This window comes from Oleomonas cavernae (genome assembly GCF_003590945.1).
Classification (GTDB): domain Bacteria; phylum Pseudomonadota; class Alphaproteobacteria; order Zavarziniales; family Zavarziniaceae; genus Zavarzinia; species Zavarzinia cavernae.
Genome location: NZ_QYUK01000011.1, coordinates 4,214,202 through 4,230,598, shown reverse-complemented (window position 1 = coordinate 4,230,598; position 16,397 = coordinate 4,214,202). Strand labels below are relative to the sequence as shown.

19 protein-coding genes and 1 tRNA gene are annotated in these 16,397 nt (G+C 64.4%); 15 read left to right on the top strand and 5 right to left on the bottom strand.

Translation table 11 applies throughout. The features are described 5' to 3' along the window. Positions 1–349 precede the first annotated feature (349 nt). Positions 350–931: a nucleotide exchange factor GrpE gene (grpE, locus tag D3874_RS24330; protein WP_119781863.1), complete on the bottom strand. Its 582-nt coding sequence runs from the start codon at positions 929–931 to the stop codon at positions 350–352. A gap of 36 nt (positions 932–967) precedes the next feature. Beyond that, positions 968–2,008: a heat-inducible transcriptional repressor HrcA gene (gene hrcA, locus D3874_RS24325; protein WP_119781862.1), complete on the bottom strand. Its 1,041-nt coding sequence runs from the start codon at positions 2,006–2,008 to the stop codon at positions 968–970. Between the two features lie 162 nt (positions 2,009–2,170). Here hrcA and D3874_RS24320 point away from each other — a divergent pair, with 162 nt between their 5' ends. Both D3874_RS24320 and D3874_RS24315 read left to right on the top strand, forming a co-directional pair. Then, positions 2,171–2,656 (top strand): c-type cytochrome, encoded by a 486-nt coding sequence (locus tag D3874_RS24320; RefSeq protein ID WP_119781860.1) that lies wholly within the window; start codon positions 2,171–2,173, stop codon positions 2,654–2,656. A 16-nt stretch (positions 2,657–2,672) separates the two neighbouring features. Next, entirely contained in the window at positions 2,673–3,590 is a 918-nt protein-coding gene (locus D3874_RS24315; RefSeq protein ID WP_119781858.1) for a GNAT family N-acetyltransferase, read from the top strand. A gap of 21 nt (positions 3,591–3,611) precedes the next feature. Here D3874_RS24315 and D3874_RS28190 read toward each other — a convergent pair whose 3' ends face one another. Then, complete coding sequence (locus D3874_RS28190; protein ID WP_147385847.1) at positions 3,612–4,169, bottom strand: hypothetical protein; 558 nt, start codon at positions 4,167–4,169, stop codon at positions 3,612–3,614. Positions 4,170–4,529: 360 nt separating this feature from the next. Further along, positions 4,530–5,003, bottom strand: coding sequence for a VOC family protein (locus D3874_RS24310; RefSeq protein ID WP_119781856.1), 474 nt, complete (start codon positions 5,001–5,003; stop codon positions 4,530–4,532). Between the two features lie 211 nt (positions 5,004–5,214). Between D3874_RS24310 and D3874_RS24305 the strand changes: the two genes are divergently transcribed. The 6 genes from D3874_RS24305 (at position 5,215) to D3874_RS24280 (ending at position 8,974) form a co-directional block, all read left to right on the top strand. After that, complete coding sequence (locus D3874_RS24305; protein WP_119781854.1) at positions 5,215–5,535, top strand: ArsR/SmtB family transcription factor; 321 nt, start codon at positions 5,215–5,217, stop codon at positions 5,533–5,535. A gap of 16 nt (positions 5,536–5,551) precedes the next feature. Next, a complete protein-coding gene (locus D3874_RS24300; RefSeq protein ID WP_119781852.1) occupies positions 5,552–6,016 on the top strand; it encodes an SRPBCC domain-containing protein in 465 nt (154 codons plus the stop codon). 19 nt (positions 6,017–6,035) lie between these two features. Continuing rightward, positions 6,036–6,500, top strand: coding sequence for a GyrI-like domain-containing protein (locus tag D3874_RS24295; protein WP_119781851.1), 465 nt, complete (start codon positions 6,036–6,038; stop codon positions 6,498–6,500). Between the two features lie 77 nt (positions 6,501–6,577). Then, positions 6,578–6,964, top strand: coding sequence for an MAPEG family protein (locus D3874_RS24290; protein ID WP_158596199.1), 387 nt, complete (start codon positions 6,578–6,580; stop codon positions 6,962–6,964). Positions 6,965–7,077: 113 nt separating this feature from the next. Further along, positions 7,078–8,322, top strand: coding sequence for a thiolase family protein (locus tag D3874_RS24285; protein WP_119781847.1), 1,245 nt, complete (start codon positions 7,078–7,080; stop codon positions 8,320–8,322). A 22-nt stretch (positions 8,323–8,344) separates the two neighbouring features. Continuing rightward, positions 8,345–8,974, top strand: coding sequence for an isochorismatase family cysteine hydrolase (locus tag D3874_RS24280; protein ID WP_119781845.1), 630 nt, complete (start codon positions 8,345–8,347; stop codon positions 8,972–8,974). A gap of 369 nt (positions 8,975–9,343) precedes the next feature. Here the strand turns inward: D3874_RS24280 and D3874_RS24275 are convergent. After that, positions 9,344–9,417 (bottom strand) — tRNA-Ala (locus D3874_RS24275). Positions 9,418–9,700: 283 nt separating this feature from the next. On the opposite strand from D3874_RS24275, the gene D3874_RS28185 reads away from it, so the two are divergent. The 7 genes from D3874_RS28185 (at position 9,701) to D3874_RS30865 (ending at position 16,373) form a co-directional block, all read left to right on the top strand. Further along, positions 9,701–10,714 carry a hypothetical protein gene (locus D3874_RS28185; protein WP_147385846.1) on the top strand — a complete coding sequence of 338 codons (1,014 nt, stop codon included), beginning with the start codon at positions 9,701–9,703 and terminating at the stop codon, positions 10,712–10,714. Continuing rightward, positions 10,715–11,323 (top strand): hypothetical protein, encoded by a 609-nt coding sequence (locus tag D3874_RS28180; protein WP_147385845.1) that lies wholly within the window; start codon positions 10,715–10,717, stop codon positions 11,321–11,323. 213 nt (positions 11,324–11,536) lie between these two features. Beyond that, the gene (locus tag D3874_RS24270; RefSeq protein WP_119781843.1) at positions 11,537–11,767 is read left to right on the top strand and encodes a hypothetical protein; all 231 of its coding nucleotides are present in this window, start codon (positions 11,537–11,539) and stop codon (positions 11,765–11,767) included. A gap of 235 nt (positions 11,768–12,002) precedes the next feature. Further along, positions 12,003–12,971, top strand: a complete 969-nt coding sequence (locus D3874_RS24265) for a TAXI family TRAP transporter solute-binding subunit (RefSeq protein ID WP_119781842.1) — start codon at positions 12,003–12,005, stop codon at positions 12,969–12,971. 132 nt (positions 12,972–13,103) lie between these two features. Then, positions 13,104–13,829, top strand: a complete 726-nt coding sequence (gene rph, locus D3874_RS24260) for a ribonuclease PH (RefSeq protein WP_119781840.1) — start codon at positions 13,104–13,106, stop codon at positions 13,827–13,829. Positions 13,830–13,832: 3 nt separating this feature from the next. Beyond that, positions 13,833–14,441 (top strand): RdgB/HAM1 family non-canonical purine NTP pyrophosphatase, encoded by a 609-nt coding sequence (gene rdgB / locus D3874_RS24255; RefSeq protein ID WP_119781838.1) that lies wholly within the window; start codon positions 13,833–13,835, stop codon positions 14,439–14,441. Between the two features lie 1,782 nt (positions 14,442–16,223). Continuing rightward, positions 16,224–16,373 carry a dihydrodipicolinate reductase C-terminal domain-containing protein gene (locus tag D3874_RS30865; RefSeq protein WP_233560140.1) on the top strand — a complete coding sequence of 50 codons (150 nt, stop codon included), beginning with the start codon at positions 16,224–16,226 and terminating at the stop codon, positions 16,371–16,373. The last annotated feature ends 24 nt before the right edge of the window (positions 16,374–16,397 follow it).

Here is a 16,397-nt window from a genome sequence, read left to right as displayed (position 1 = left end):
CCCACCATGCGGGGCTTCGCGCCGCCGCTCAAGCACCGCGGCCGCCAGTACCAAAGTACCAGTACCCCTGGGCCTCTGTCGCCCGGGCCGCCCGCGGCCTAGGCTGCGCTCGCGATCGTGAGATCGGTGGAACCGGGGGGCTCCTCGGCCGGCTGCCAAAGCGTCCGGCCGGACCGATCGCACCAGACGCACCGTCGGGGTGCTGCCCTCGGGATGACGGAGCCGTCATCCCGAGGGCAGTTGTTTTTTTGGGCCCCTCAGACGCCGGGCGGCCGCTTCCGCGGCCTTGGCTCGCTTCGCTGAAGCTCCGCGGGGCCTCAATGGCCCAGGGGGGCTTGGCGCTCGCTCTTCAGACCGTCTGGTCGACGTGGACCGGGGCGTCGGCCTTGGCGACGCCGACCTTGGCGGCGCGCAGCAGGCGGTCGGCGATCTGGTAGCCGGTCTGGATCACCTGCACGATCGAGCCGGCAGGCTGGCCGGTGCCGGGCACCTCGAACAGCACCTCGTGGCGATGCGGATCGGCCTTTTCGCCCACCGCCGGCGCGATCTTGGTGATCGAGGCCTTTTCGAAGGCGGCCAGCAGCTCGCGCTCGGTCAGCTCCACGCCGGCCAGCAGGTTGGCCACCGCCTCGTCGGCGGCGCGGACCTCGGCCGGGACGGTGTCGATGGCGCGGCGCAGGTTGTCGGCGACCGAGGTCAGGTCGCGCGCGAACTTGGTCACCGCATACTTGGCCGTGTCCTCGCGCTCGCGCTCGAAGCGGCGGCGCATGTTTTCGCTCTCGGCGAAGGCGCGCAGCAGCTTGTCCTTGAGCTCCGCCACCTCGGCGAGCAGCGATTCGACCGTCGGACCGGCCGGAATCTCGAGCTCGATCGCGGCTTCCGCCTCGATCTCGGGCTCGTTGGCTTGGGCATTCTCGTTCTGCGTCGTCATGATACTTCCAGCGAAATCAAACTTGAGGGTCGATACCTAGCGGATCAGGCGGCCGATCATCCGGGCGGTATAATCCACCATCGGCACCACCCGCCCGTAATTCACCCGGGTCGGCGCGATCACCCCGATCATGCCGACGATGCGTTCGTCGGCCCGGCGGAACGGGGCCACGATCAGCGACGAGCCCGACAGGCTGAACAATTTGTTCTCCGAGCCGATGAAGATGCGCACCCCATCGGCATCGTGCGCGAGGTCCAACAATTGGAGGACATCGCGCTTGGATTCAAGATCGTCGAACAATTGCCGCACCCGTTCGAGATCCTCGACCGCGGTCAGGTCGTCGAGCAGCCGCGCCCGGCCGGAGACGATCAGGGTGTTGCGCTCCTCGTCGCCCGACCAGGTGGCGAGGCCCGCCTCCACCACCTTGGCGGTCAGGAGGTCCAATTCGGCGCGGCGGTCCTCGATCTCCTTGAGGATGCCGCTGCGCCCCTCGGCCATGGTGCGCCCGCCCAGCCGGGCGGAGGTATAGTTGGAGGCCATCTGAAGGGCGCTGGGCGTCATGCCCAAAGGCACGTCGATGATGCGGTTCTCGACCGAACCGTCCTGGGAGACCAACACCACCAGGGCGCGCCCGGGTCCCAGATAGACGAATTCGACATGGGACAGCGGGTTGTCGGCCTTGGGCGCGATGACCAGGCCGGCGCATTGCGACAGGCCCGACAATTGCCGGGTCGCCTCGGTCAGCAGGTCCTCGACCGAACGGCCCCGCCCCTCGGCCGCCGCCTGGCCCTCGATCGTGCGGCGCTCGTCATCGGTCAGGCTGCCCAGTTCGAGGAACGAGTCGACGAAGATGCGAAGCCCTGCGTCGGTCGGCAGGCGCCCGGCCGAATGGTGGGGCGCATGGAGCAGGCCCGCCGCCTCCAGATCCGACATGACGTTGCGGATCGAGGCGGGCGACAGGGGAAAGCCCAAGCGCTGCGACAGCGTGCGCGAGCCGACGGGCTCGCCGGTCTCGAGATAGGCCTCGACGATCGTGCGGAAGATCTGGCGTGAACGCTCGTTCAGCTCCTGGATCATCGCGGATTCCCTTGGTTTGCGGCTGCAATGTAGGGAGGGGGACGGGGGCGTCAATGTAGGGGGTGTCGCGCTCGATGGAAGCATGGAGACTTTTATCTTGTTATAAGATAATTATCTCATTATAAGTCTTTCGTATCGAAACCGCAGCCGACAGGCCCACCCATGCGCGACACTTTCATCATCGGGGCGGTGATCGCCGCCGCCCTGACCGCTCCCGCCCGCGCCGACGACCAGGTCGAGCGCGGCGAATATCTCGCCACCATCATGGACTGCGGCGGCTGCCACACCACCGGGGCCTTGCTGGGCAAGCCCGATCCCGAGCGCTACCTCGCCGGCTCGACGGTGGGTTTCCAGATTCCGGGCCTGGGCATCTTCTACCCGCCCAACCTGACGCCGGACAGGGAAACGGGCCTGGGCACCTGGACGGCGGCGCAGATCGTCGCCGCGGTGCGCACCGGCGTGCGGCCCGATGGCCGGGTGCTGGCGCCGGCGATGCCCTATGGCCACTATGGCGCCTTGTCCGATGCCGACGCCCAGGCCCTTGCGGCCTATCTCAAAAGCCTGAAACCCGTGCATCATGCCGCCCCGGCGATGGCGGGCGCCGCGGACAAGCCGACCGCGCCCTACCTCGCCGTGGTCATGCCGTAACCCCGAAAGCACCGCCATGGACATCGAGATCCGGCCCCTGGCCGAAGCCGACCTTGCCGCCGCCGACCGCATCTTCCGCCTGGCCTTCGGCACCTTCGTGGGGCTGCCCGAGCCGTCGAGCTTCATGGGCGACGCTGCCCTGATCGCTCCGCGCTGGCACGCCGACCCGCAGGCCACCCTGGGCGCCTTCCGCGACGGCGAACTGGTCGGCTCCAACTTCGCCGCCAACTGGGGCAGCTTCGGCTTCTTCGGCCCGCTGACCATCCGCCCCGACCTGTGGGACCAGGGCATCGCGCGCCAACTGCTGGAACGCACCATGGCCCTGTTCGCGGCCTGGGGCACCCGGCAACTGGGCCTGTTCACCTTCCCCGACAGCCCCAAGCACCATGGCTTCTACGGCAAATTCGGCTTTGCCGTCGGCGCCCTCACCCCGGTGATGGCCAAGCGGGTGGAGCGCGCCGACACCGCCCCCTGGACGACGATCGCCGCGCGGCCAGGCAGCCTCGCCGCCTGCCGGGCCCTGGCCGGTGCGGTCTATCCCGGCCTGGACCTGACGGGCGAGATCGCCGCGGTGGCGGCGCAGAAGCTGGGCGATACCGTGCTGGTCCACGATGGCACCGAGCTGGTTGCCTTCGCCGTCTGCCATGCCGGCGCCGGGACCGAAGCCGGCAGCGACACCGTCTACGTCAAGTTCGGCGCCGCAAAACCCGGCGCCGCCGACGCCTTCGACCGCCTGCTGGCCGCCTGCGAGGCCTATGCCCACGGCCTGGGCGCCACCGCCCTGATGGCCGGCACCAACGCGGCGCGCAGCCGGGCACTGGCGCTGATGGAAGCGCGCGGCTTCAAGGTCGCCTTCGAAGGCGTGGCCATGCTGCGCGATGGCGCGGCGGGTTACAACCGGGCGGAATGCCTGGTGATGGACGATTGGCGGTAGGCGACCGATCGGACTCCTACTCTAATCTCCCGAGCTACCGCTTGCCTGAGTTATTGCTGGGGAAACCTCCAACATTATATTGCATTCTGGACATTTTGTGGTGCCAAACAGGTGAAGGATTTGCTTCGCTACCTCAAGCTGATCATGTGCGACGGCCTTTTGGTGGAGCCATGCTGCCACGGGCGAAAGGTGTTGCAATGGGGAGGGGAAGATAGGGTTTTGAGTACTGGTACGCTTCCTCGGACCGATCCATTCCTCACCCACGCAGAAAAAGCCATAAGCGCCAACAACGAAATATAGGCTGTGCCCGCAAGCGGAGCAGTTGCCGGAAAACTCGCCACTAAAGAGATAGGAAAGATTTCGCCCCCAGAAAAGATGCCCAGCGAGGGCACATAAGGTTTGCAGGCAATAGATGAAGGCTTCTTGGTCGAGTTCGCCTGAAGCCAGGCAGTCTTCCATAAGGGCTTCAGCATCTGGGATGACTGCCTGGATCATGTCGGTTGGCCGCTGATCGACCCCAACCAAATCGTCCGACGCGATGATCGCGCCAACTAGCATCAGCGGCGAGAGCCGTTCCAAGGGGAAAGGCCCTTAGCCAATTCGCAAAGTGGCTGGAGTGCGGCAAAACTCGCAGGGTAGACGGTGCCCTGGTGACACAGGCAACTCCACAATTCTTTGGAGATTGCCCCGCTGGGATGCGTACGAAACCGCCTGATCAGCTCGGGTACGTCTGTTGCCTCACCATACGCATGCGAAAGTGCACTCCAGTCTATCATGACGCTCACCCGCCTACTCAGCCCAGTTGTGCAGGGCGTATTCGCGAACCTCAGACTCGCAAGATCCGGCGACACCCCTTGCCTACGCAAGAGGCGGGTTACAACCGGGCGGAATGCTTGGTGATGGACGATTGGCGGTAGGGCCTACCGCTGGCGATGGGCGTCACCCGCGCCGCGCCGCCTCGATCGCCGCGACGTCGATTTTCTTCATGGTCATCATGGCGTCAAAGGCGCGCTTGGCCTCGTCACCGCCCATCGCCATCGCGTCGGTCAGCACGCGCGGGGTGATTTGCCAGGAAATCCCCCACCGGTCCTTGCACCAGCCGCACTCGCTCTCCTGGCCGCCGTTGCCGACGATGGCATTCCAGTAGCGGTCGGTCTCTTCCTGGTCGTCGGTGGCGATCTGGAACGAGAAGGCTTCGTCGGGCTTGAAATAGGAGCCCCCGTTCAGGCCGATGCAGGGAATGCCCGCAACGGTGAATTCGACCGTCAACACGTCGCCCGCCTTGCCGGACGGATAGTCGCCAGGGGCCCGGCGCACGGCAGTCACCGCGCTGTCGGGAAAGGTCTCGGCATAGAAGCGGGCGGCAGCCTCGGCGTCCTTGTCGTACCAGAGACAAATCGTGTTCTTTTGCATTGCCTGTCCCTTTCGCGTTGAAGCCGGTTTTTCGGCCTGGTTTGAACCTCGGCGGCTCGGCTTTCGTAACCGGAAGCCCTAAAGCGGCCTTTCCGTTCCCGGCCACCAATACTCTTTCCAACGTCGGGTGCGTACCCCAAAGGGCCGGACGGCGCTTGACGATAACTAACTTGTTATATAACAATCTCTTTATTGAAAAGAAAGCCCGCCCTTGCCCAACCTCGACGCCACCTTCTCCGCCCTCGCCGACCCCACCCGCCGGGCGATCCTCGCCCGGCTGGCGCTGGGCGAGGCGACGGTGATGGAACTGGCGGCGCCGTTCGCGATGACCCAGCCGGCGGTGTCGCGGCACTTGAAGGTGTTGGAGGGGGCGGGGCTGATCATCCGGCGGGCCGAGGGCACCAGGCGGCCCTGCCGGCTGGCCCCGGCCGGGATCGAGGCGATCGACCAGTGGCTGACCATGCTGCGCGAGGCGCTTGCCAGGAACTACGACCGGCTGGACGCGGTGCTGGCTGCCATGACACCGAAGTAATCAGGGAGGACATAACGTGCCCAGACTGAGCATCAGGACCGAGGGCGACGCCCATGTCGTCGTCACCAGGCGCTTTGCCGCCGCGCCGGAGGCTGTCTTCCGCGCCCATACCGAGCCCGCGCTGATCCAGCAATGGCTGCTGGGGCCGGAGGGCTGGACCATGCCGGTGTGCCTCAACGAGGCCCGCGTGGGCGGCAAGATCCGCTATGAATGGAGCGACGGCAAGGGCGGCGGCTTCTACCTGACCGGCGAATATCTGGAACTGGTGCCGTTCAGCCGGATCGTCCATGTCGAGCGCATGTTCCTGCCCGAGCGCACACCCGACAACCACGTCGAGACCAGCTTCGTCGCCGACGGCACCGGCACCTTCATGACCATGCGCATGACCCTGCCCGATGCGCAGACCCGCGCGGCAATGCTGGCCTCCGGCATGGAGCACGGCATGGAAGCGAGCTATGTCCGGCTCGAGACCATAATCTGACCTTTGGAGGGATGAAATCATGCTGGATACGCCACGCATCCTCGACACCACGGCCCAGGCGGCCGCCGTCATCCACCTGACCATCCCGCGGGAGCAGATGATGAAGGTCTTCGGCCCCGCCGTGGCTGAGCTGATGGCGACGCTGGCCGCCCAGGGGGTGGAGCCGGTGGGCGCGGTCTTCGCCCACCACCTGAAGATGACCGACGGCCAATTCGATTTCGAACTGGGCGTGAAGGTCTCGGCACCGGTGACAGCCGCCGGCCGGGTGAAGCCGGGCGAGCTGCCCGCGGCCAAGGTGGCGCGCACGATCTACAGCGGCCCCTACGAAGGCCTGCCCGGCGCCTGGGGCGAGTTCATGGCCTGGATGGCCGCGAACGGCCACAAGCCGGCGCCGGACCTGTGGGAGCTCTATGCCGTCGGCCCGCAGTCGAGCCCCGACCCGACGACCTGGCGCACCGAGCTGAACCGGCCGCTGGCGGGGTGATGGGGGGTGGCGGGGGGCGGTTTGCCGCCACCGCCGTGTTACCTTCCGCTCGCCGCGAGGCATGGAGGGGTACACAGATGAGTCTCGAGCTTTACATGCTGCTGCTGGCGGCGCTGATACCGCTGGTCATGGTCGCGGTGCAGGGCACGGCCCTGACCCTCAAGATGGGCATGGGCCCCTTGCTGGGCAATCGCGAGCGCTTCGCGCCGCCCGCCGGCTGGCCGGGGCGGTATATCCGCGCCCATGCCAACCAGATCGAAAACCTGGTGCCGTTCGGCCTTCTCATCCTGGTCGCCCATGCCGCCGGGGTCTCGAACGAGGTGACGCGCGTCGCGGCCGAGGTCTTCCTCGGCGCCCGCCTGGTCCATGCGGCGAGCTATATCGCCGGCATCCTCTATATTCGCACCGCCGCCTTCTATGCCGGGCTGCTGGCCATGTTCGCGATCGCGCTGCAGCTTCTGTGACGGCGGGGCACCCCTCCGTCATACCTAGGTGTTAGGCAGCCGTGCCAAGGTTCGATACCGGCGGCACCGACCGGAAGCGCATGATCCCCTAGACGACAACACGGGGTCTTGCCATGTCGGATGCCTTTCTCGTTCCCGGGGTGCGCACGCCCTTCGTCAAGGCGGGCGGGGTGTTCCAGAAGTTCGACGCGCTGGAACTCTCGGTGCCGGTGGCCCGGGCCATGGCGGCCCAGGCGCGGCCCGATTTCCTGGCCTGGGGCCAGGTGATTCCCTCCACCACCGTGTCCAACATCGGGCGCGAGCTGGTGCTCGATGCCGGGCTGGACCCGGAAATCCCCGCCTTCTCGACCATCATGGCCTGTTCCACCAGCATGATGGCAACGATCCAGGCCGCCGGGATGATCGGCAAGGGCGGCAACCACTTAGGCCTGGTGGGCGGGGTCGAGACCATGAGCCGGGTGCCTATCGCGCTCAAGCCCGAGGCCGCCCTGCGCCTGATGGCGCTGGCCGCCCAGGGCAAGCTGGCGGAAGCCGCGACCGCGCTCGGCTTCGACGATTTCAACCTGCCGGTCAAGGGCTGGGCCAACCGCATCTCGGGCCGTTCCATGGGCGAGCACACCGAGGATACGGTGAAGCATTTCAACATCGCCCGCGAGGACCAGGACCGGATCGCCCTGCTCTCCCACCAGCGCGCGGTGGCGGGCCAGGACGCCGGCTTCTTCGACGACCTGGTGATTGCCATCGACGGGGTTACCCGCGACGGCCTGGTCAGGCGGGATTCGACGGCCGAGAAACTGGCCGCCCTGCCGCCGGTGTTCGACCGTTCGGGCCGGGGCAGCATCACCGCCGGCAATGCCTCGCCCCTGACCGACGGCGCCGCCGCGATCTGGGTGGCGGATGCCGAGGGCCGCGCCAAGCTGGGCGACCGCCCGGCGGCGCGCCTCGTCGACTGGCAGCTCGCCGCCATGGACTGGCATGAGGAGGGCATCCTGATGTCGCCCGGCCGCGCCATTCCGCGCCTGCTGGCCCGCCAGGGCTTGCGCCTCGACGATATCGACCTGTGGGAGATCCACGAGGCCTTCGCCGGCCAGGTCCTGGCCAATGTCCAGGCCATCGCCGACCCTGCCTACCGGCGCGAGAAGGCGGGCGTCACCGCCGACCTCGGCCCCTTCCCCTGGGACCGCTTCAACCCCCACGGCGGCTCGCTCTCGATCGGCCACCCGTTCGCGGCCACCGGCGCCCGCATCCTCGCCCAAGCGGTGAAGGAACTGAGCGCGCTGGGCCGGGGCAAGCGCGCCATCGTCTCGATCTGCGCCGACGGCGGCCAGGGCACCTGCGTGCTGCTGGAAGCGGCCTGACTTACACGCAAGGATGGAACCCATGACCGCCCAAGCCTTTGACGCCGCCCGCACCGCCCTGCTCTTCGTCGATCCCTATAACGACTTCCTCTCGGACGGCGGCAAGCTGTGGCCGCGGCTGGCGGAAGTCGCCACGGCCGTCGACCTGCACGCCCACCTGCGCGCCATCACCGCGGGCGTGCGCGCGGCGAAAATCCCGGTCTTCATCGTGCCCCACCATCGGGCCGAGCCGGACGATTTCCACGGCTGGGACCACCCCACGCCCTATCAGTTGGGCGCGGCCAAGCTGCAGGTCTTCGCCAAGGATTCGTGGGGCGGCGACTGGCACCCGGATTTCGCGCCCCAGCCGGGCGACACCGTGGTCAAGGAGCATTGGAGCGGCAACGGCTTTGCCAATACCGACCTCGATTTCCTGCTGAAGCAGCACCGGGTGAGCCACGTCATCCTGATCGGCCTGATCGCCAATACCTGCATCGAGAGCACGGCGCGCTTCGCGGCCGATCTTGGCTATCACGTCACCCTGGTGCGCGACGCCACCGCCGCCTTCAGCGCGGAAGCGATGCACGCCGCCCACGACATCAACGCCCCCGCCTTCGCCCACCAGGTCCTGACCACCACGGAACTGCTGGCGGCGTTGCCGGCAGCGGCGTGAGCCTCTTAGAGGAATGCGCGCCTATTCCAGGCAGCCGCGTGCATGCGCCCTAGGGGCGTTGTTTATCCCTGTAATCTTCTTGGCGCATTTCAGTAAGACGCTGGATCAGAATTTGGCGAGCAACGTCATTGGGGCCCTTGCCTAATGTCGTGTTCCGGGTAAGCCAACAGAGATACGCCATTGTCTGTGGGTTCACGGTAAAACGAATTTCTCCATCTCTCTCTGTTTCCAAGGGCATTCCTCTGCTCCGGCGAATATCGTCAAATTTCGACGATATTCGCCTTGATATCCGTTGTCGAATCAGGGATGATTCTCCTGTCAAGATTGAGTACAAAGAAAAAGCGGCCCCTTTCGGGACCGCTTAGACTGAGACCGGGGCTGGAATCGAACCAGCGTCTCCTAGCTTGCAACGCCCAGGCGCATATCCATTCTGCCACCCGGTCACCTATGAGAGGGGTTAGCGATTGCTGACCCCTCTTTTGCTTCGGTCGTCAGACGACGTCTGCAGCACAACTTTTACCGTGCAAAAGCGTCGGCGCCAAGCCTTTTTGTGTGTCGAGAGAAGGTCACCACAACATGTTGTGGGCGTACCGTGGCCGTTCAAAATATAGCGTCGCTCCATCGTGCCTAGAGGCTGGTCGCCCTTGGGCTTCACATTGTGGTCGACATCCCTATCGGTGGTTGTTGTACACTCCTCAGTTGTCGCACGCTGCGGAAGGAATGTTGATGGTCGCTCTCAAGACAGAACGGCAGATATTTATGTGGCGGATGCAGGGCCATCCCCTGCCTAAAGAGGCGTCCGCAGAGGTGGATATACATAAGATTTTTGAAATAATTGAGCTCGCGCACCAAAATGGCTCGGCAAAAATGTACTTTGACAATGATCACAAGATAGTAATGGAGCAAGGTGATTTTTCTGAAGTAAATTGTATTTACATTGCTGATATAAAGACTAATGGGCGTCAAGGAATTAAGACTATTCTCATTAATCGTGGTGATCCGGATGCAGCAAATCCCGCTTTTATAAAACCCGTATCCGAGGATGTTCGATCCGTTGAGCCAGAAGATGACGAGATGCAGGGTTGGTCTGCGCATTTAGTTATTTCTACCAACGCGGATTCCCAGGGGGAATTTCGCGCGTGTTTTGAGCAAATGCAGAATGTGTCTAGCACCCTTGTTCAAAAGCTTTTGGACTCTATTTTGGACAAATACACACAAGGAAACAGCGATTTCCTTTACGAGAAGGTGCTGAGATCTCGTGGGAAAACTCGCGTCGAACTCCGTCCCTATAAGATAAGATTATCTATCAATAGGGTCCCAAGCGAAAAGATAATCGAGGATATCAAGAAAGGCGAATTGTCTGAGATTAATCTTATTAAGAAAAAACCACAGTATACTGGCCCAGGGGCCCCCGATATAATGAAATCTATATCGGAAAAATTGACTATCAGAACTAAGCGTGTGGATGAAAACAGAATATCGAATTATATCCGTAACGTTATGTTGTGGGCAAAAAACAATAACTACAACGAGATTCAGTTTAAAATAACTGATTTACCTGGCAAAAAATCCTCCTCACCGCGGCTTATGGTTGATAAAATAGATGCAATGGAAACATTATATTCCAGATCGCAGAGGATAACAGGGTTTGGATTGATGCTTGAGGCCTGCTACTCAAAAGTACAGTTGCAGATAGAAAAGAAAATGATCTCAGTAATTGAGAGCGAAGAAAGATGGTAGATGCTCTGGGCTTTTAAGCAACTTGGTGTACCCTTGAGATACCTTGCAATAAAGCAAGGCGATGGAATATTTCACTCTAAAACAATGTATGATTTTGTTTTGCCCGGGTTATTTTCGATAGCCAATACGACCTTGGTATATCTTTTATCGATAAAGATGGGGATTTTCGCAGATAAGGGACTCATACCTGCAATTATTGACCTCCTTAATCTAATCATAGCCTTTTTTATTGCTGCACTAGCTGCCGTGGCAACATTCGAGCGGAAGGGTTTAGATGATAAAATAAAGGGACAACCTGCAACCCTATCTATTATGACAAAATCTGGCTCAAAGAAGGACTTTGTGTTAACTCACAGACAATTTATTTGCTATTTATTCGGATACCTTTCTTTTGTTTCGCTGTTATTTCTTATACTTCTTCATTTTGTCCGCTTGATTGGGCCGGATTTGGCCAAAATAATACCGTATGTTCTTTTTGAATTCTCGGTGATCAAAATTATTATAACTCAGATTTTCTTTTTTGTATTGTGGCAAATTGTCATTACGATGTTATTGGGAGTATATTTTCTTTGTGATCGACTACAGTTTTTGAATGAGCCGGATATATAGATAATAATATTTCATAACGAATTAGTTTCAGTATGCTTTACGTCCATTTTCCTCCTTCCTATCCGTTTTTCCATTTTCCAGCCCAATCGCCCGTTTCCCCAAGGGCAACCACCGCCCCAGTTGTAGAGAGGCCCCAGCACAGACCTCCACGAACCCTTCCCCGCCCTCGTGTGTTATCCTCAAAGCCACCAACGCCAAAAAAAGGAGCCACCCATGAACTTCTGGGAAATCCTCTCCCGGCAGAAGGCAGACCGGGAAACCTATCGCGCGATCACGCCCCAGGCACGCTCGATGGAGCAGATGCGGTCGCAGCAGGAAACAGCGGCCGAGGCAGCCCATCGCGAGATCGACTTCCTGCGCCGCCAGCACGCGGAAGACCAGGCCACGATCGAGCAGTTGCGGCAGGAACTGGAAGAGCTGACCGAGGCGCGGCGCGCCCACTGAGCGCCGCGACGGGCCACGCGCGGTTAGTCCGTTTTCAATCCGTAGAAAGTCAATTATTAATTGCGCTTTTGCTGGTTTGAAATCGTCGCTGGCGTTTGACCCATCGCCAGCCTGCGCCGTCGCCTGCGGCCATCCGCAAGGCCCCTGACCAGGGCAGCCCTAACCAGAACGGTTGCTTGCGCCCCTCGCCCCTGCGACCATCCATGGCAGCGATGGAAACGGCGGGGGCGGGGGCATGCGGCGTCTATTCGCGGGGGTATTCACGGTCCTGGCCCTGATGGGCGCCGCCGGCGCGGCGCACAGCGAGGACGCGCGCTATTTCAAGATCGCCACGGCGGGCACCGCGGGCAGCTATTTCCCCGTCGGCACCATCATCGCCACGGCCAGCTCCACCCCCACCCTGGTGGTCAATGCCGTCGCCTCCAACGGCTCCTTCGCCAATGTCGAGGCCCTGGCCGCAGGCAGCGTCGATTCGGCCTTCGTCCAGGCCGATGTCGCCCATTGGGCGGTGACCGGCACCGGCGCCTTCGAGGCCAAGGGCAAGCGCGAGTCCTTACGCGCCATCGCCGCCCTCTACCCCGAGGCGGTGCACCTGGTGGTGCGCAAGGCGAGCGGCATCGCCAGCTTCGCCGACCTGGCCGGCCATCACGTGGCGATCGACGAGCCGGGCTCGGGCACCCTGGTCGATGTCCGGCTGATCCTGGCCGCGCACGGCCTGTCGGAGCGGGATTTCACGGCGGAATACTTCAAGCCGGACCTGGCGGCCCAGATGGTGGCGGCGGGGCAGCTCGACGGCTTTTTCTATGTCGGCGGGGCGCCGGACGGCGCGATCGCGGCCCTGGCCGCGAAGGTCGCCGGCACGCCGGCCGAGATCACCCTGGTGCCGATCAACGGCAGCGGGGCCAAGGGCCTGATGGCCGATAACCCCTTCTTCACCGCCGCCATCATCCCGGCCGGGGCCTATCCGGGCGTGGCCGAGACCCACACCGTGGCCGTGCGCGCCCTGTGGCTGACCACCGCCGCCACGCCCGACGACGTGGTCGAGACCATCACCGCCGCCCTGTTCAGCGAGGCCACCCTGAAAGCCCTGGCCGCCCACCCGCAAGGCGCCCAGATCACCCTGGAACACGCGCAGGACGGCCTGACCGTGCCCCTGCACCCCGGGGCCAAGGCCTTCTATGCCAAGGCTGGTATCCTCAAGTGACAGGTGCAAGCGCGCGGTAGAGCAGGTAAAAGGCCCCTCAACACAAAGCCAACCTGGGCCATTGAGGCCCCGCGTAGCTTTAGCGGAGCGAGCCAAGCGCGCGGATGCGCGCGCCCGGCGCCTGAGGGACCTATGTCAACACGCTTCAATTCCCGCCAAGCCGACCAGTTGCGTCCTGTCAGCCTGGAGCCGGGCTATGCCAAGCATGCCGAAGGCTCGTGCCTGGTGCGTTTCGGCGATACCCATGTGCTGTGCACGGCGTCGGTCGAAGACCGGGTGCCGCCGTGGCTGCGCGGCCAGGGCAAGGGCTGGGTCACCGCCGAATACGGCATGCTGCCCCGCGCCACCCACACCCGGGGCGACCGCGAGGCGGCCAAGGGCAAGCAATCGGGCCGCACCCAGGAGATTCAGCGCCTGATCGGCCGCGCCCTGCGCGCCGCGATCGACCTCAAGGTGTTGGGCGAGCGGGTGATCAAGATCGACTGCGACGTGATCCAGGCCGATGGCGGCACCCGCACCGCCTCCGTCACCGGCGCCTATGTGGCGCTGTACCAGGCGGTCGAATGGCTGATGAACAAGGGCGACCTCAAGGAAAACCCGATCCGCACCGAGGTCGCCGCCATCTCCTGCGGCCTGGTGAAGGGCGAGGCCCTGCTGGACCTCGACTATGCGGAAGACAGCGGCGCCGATGCGGACGCCAATTTCGTCCTGACCGGCGCCGGCGCCATCGTCGAGATCCAGGGCACGGCGGAGGAGGCCCCGTTCACGGCCGAGCAGTTCGCCAACCTCTTTGCGCTGGCCCAGAACGGCATCACCCGCCTGGTCACCTATCAGCGCCAGGCCCTAGGCCTGTACTGAGCCATGCGCAAGCTGACCGGCCGCCTGATCGTCGCCAGCCACAATGCCGGCAAGGTGCGCGAGATCGGCGACCTGCTGGCCCCCTTTGCGGTGGCGCCGGTCTCGGCCGGCGCCCTGGGCCTGCCCGAGCCGGAGGAGACCGGCACCACCTTCGCCGCCAATGCGGAACTGAAGGCCCGGGCCGCGGCGCAGGCCGCCGGCCTGCCGGCGCTGGCCGATGATTCCGGCCTGTCGGTCGCCGCCTTGAATGGCGATCCCGGGATCTATTCCGCCCGCTGGGCCGGGCCGGCCAAGGATTTCACCCACGCCATGGCCCTGGTCGAGAAGGCCCTGGGCGAGAAAGGCGCGGTGACACCTGATCAGCGCCGCGCCCACTTCACCTGCGCCCTGTCGCTCGCCTGGCCGGACGGCGAGATCGTCACCTTCGTGGGCGAGGTGCACGGGCACCTGGTCTGGCCACCGCGCGGGGCCAATGGCTTTGGCTATGACGCCATGTTCCTGGCCGATGGCCAGACGCTCACCTTCGGCGAGATGGACCCGGCGGCGAAACACGCCATCAGCCACCGGGCGCGGGCCTTTTCCCAGCTCGTCGCGGCCTTGAGCGATGGCTGACCTGCTGAGACAGCCTGCGTCCTTCGAGACGGGCGCGTTGCGCCCTCCTCAGGATGAGGAGAATCTTGCTGGCATAACAAATCCCCTCATGCTGAGGAGCCCGAAGGGCCGTCTCGAAGCACGCAGGCCGGCGACCCCGCACCCTGGCGCTTATGTCCACTGCCGTTCTGCAAGGCCAAGTGCCCCTATTGCGACTTCAACAGTCACGTGCGGGGCCCAGGTCGATCACGCCACCTGGGCCGCTCGCGCTGACCGCCGAGGTGCGCCGCTGGCATTACATGGCGCCGGGCCGGGGTGCTGACGCGATCTCTTCGGCGGCGGCCACGCCTCGCTGATGGCGCCCGCAACCGTTTGGGCAGCGGTGATTGAGGCGGCCGCGCCGCGTTGGGCCTTTCGCGCCCGACATCGAAATCACCCTGGAAGCCAACCCGACCAGTTTCGAGGCCGGCCGCCTGGCCGACTTTCGCGCCGCCGGCGTCAACCGCGCCAGCCTAGGCGTCCAATCGCTCGACCCGGCGACCTGCTCTTCCTCGGCGCCACATTCCGCCGACGAGGCCCGGCCGTGCGAGATCGCCCGGGCAACCTTCCCCCGCGTCTCCTTCGACCTGATTCTATCCCGGCCCGGGGCGAGTCGTGCGGGCTGGGCGCGGAAACTGAAACATGCCCTGGCCTTCGGGCCCGATCACCTCTCGGTCTATTCAATTGACCATTCGAGGCGGGCACGGCCTTCCACCCGCCGTGCGCCGGGGCGACTGGGCGCCGCTGGACAGGATGCCCAGGCTGCCCTCTACGGAGGCGACGCAGGAGATCCTGAGCGGGGTCCGGCCTACCCGCCTTACGAGTCTCGAACCACCGCCCGGCGGGCAACGAGAGCCGTCACAACCGACCTATTGGCGCTACGGCGACTATTGCCGGCATCGTTCCCGGGCGCCCACGGCCGCCTGGGCGCGAGGCGACGGCACGGCGAGCGCCACCGCCGCCTGGCGCAAGCCCGAGAGCTGGCTCGACCACGTCACCACCCGGGGCGACGGGACCGAGAGCTGGCCACGCTCGACGCTGCCCCCGGGTCGACGGAATGCTTGATGATGGGCTGCGCCTGAGCGAGCGTGCCCTTGTCGCGCATCGAGCCGCGCTGGCGGCCGGCCTTCGCGCAGATCGTGGCGCCGCGCCGCCTCGATCGCCTTGGTCGGACTTGCGCTTTCACTACCCTTGGCCGGCGACCGGTCTGGTGGCCACGCGCCGCGGGCCGGGCTGGTCTTGAACACATTGCTGGGCGAATTTGGCTGCGTGACAGGGCGGACGCCCTTGTGCGAGAGAATCGCCAAGTGCAAAGGCGTCATTGACACCAGGATCGGTATTCTCGGCTTGTGCCGGGCGCATGGGCGCGCCTGGGCCAGGCCCCCTGGCCGCCGGCCGCAACCGGCCGGGGCCACGGAACGCCCCGGGCTTCGCCGGCGGGGGCGCCGATCTCGGCACCCTGCTGGGCCGCGAGCCGCGGGGGTTCGTGGTGAGGCGACGATCGGCCGCCCTGTTCGCCGCCGCCGGACGTGGTGCTGGATTTCACCGCGCGCGGCCGCCACCGCCGCCCATGTCGCCCTGGCGGCGTCGACCGGCACGGCCCTGATCGTCGGGACCACCGGGCTGAGCGCGACCAGCAGGCTGCCGCCGTGTCGCAGCGTCGGCAAGGCCGCCCTGCTGCAGGCGGCCAATTTCAGCTTAGGCGCAAACTCCTCGCCGCCCTCACCGCCAAGGTCGCCGGGATCCTGGGGCGGAGCAGTGGATATGACGATCGTCGAGATGCACCATCGCCACAAGGTCGATGCCCCCTCGGGCACCGCCCTGCCCTGGGCCAGGCAGCGGCGGCGGCGCGCGGCGTCGACCTCGCTGCCGTGTCCGACCGGGTGCGCGACGGCCACCCCGGCGCCCGCGTGAGCGGCCACATCGGCTTTGCCACCC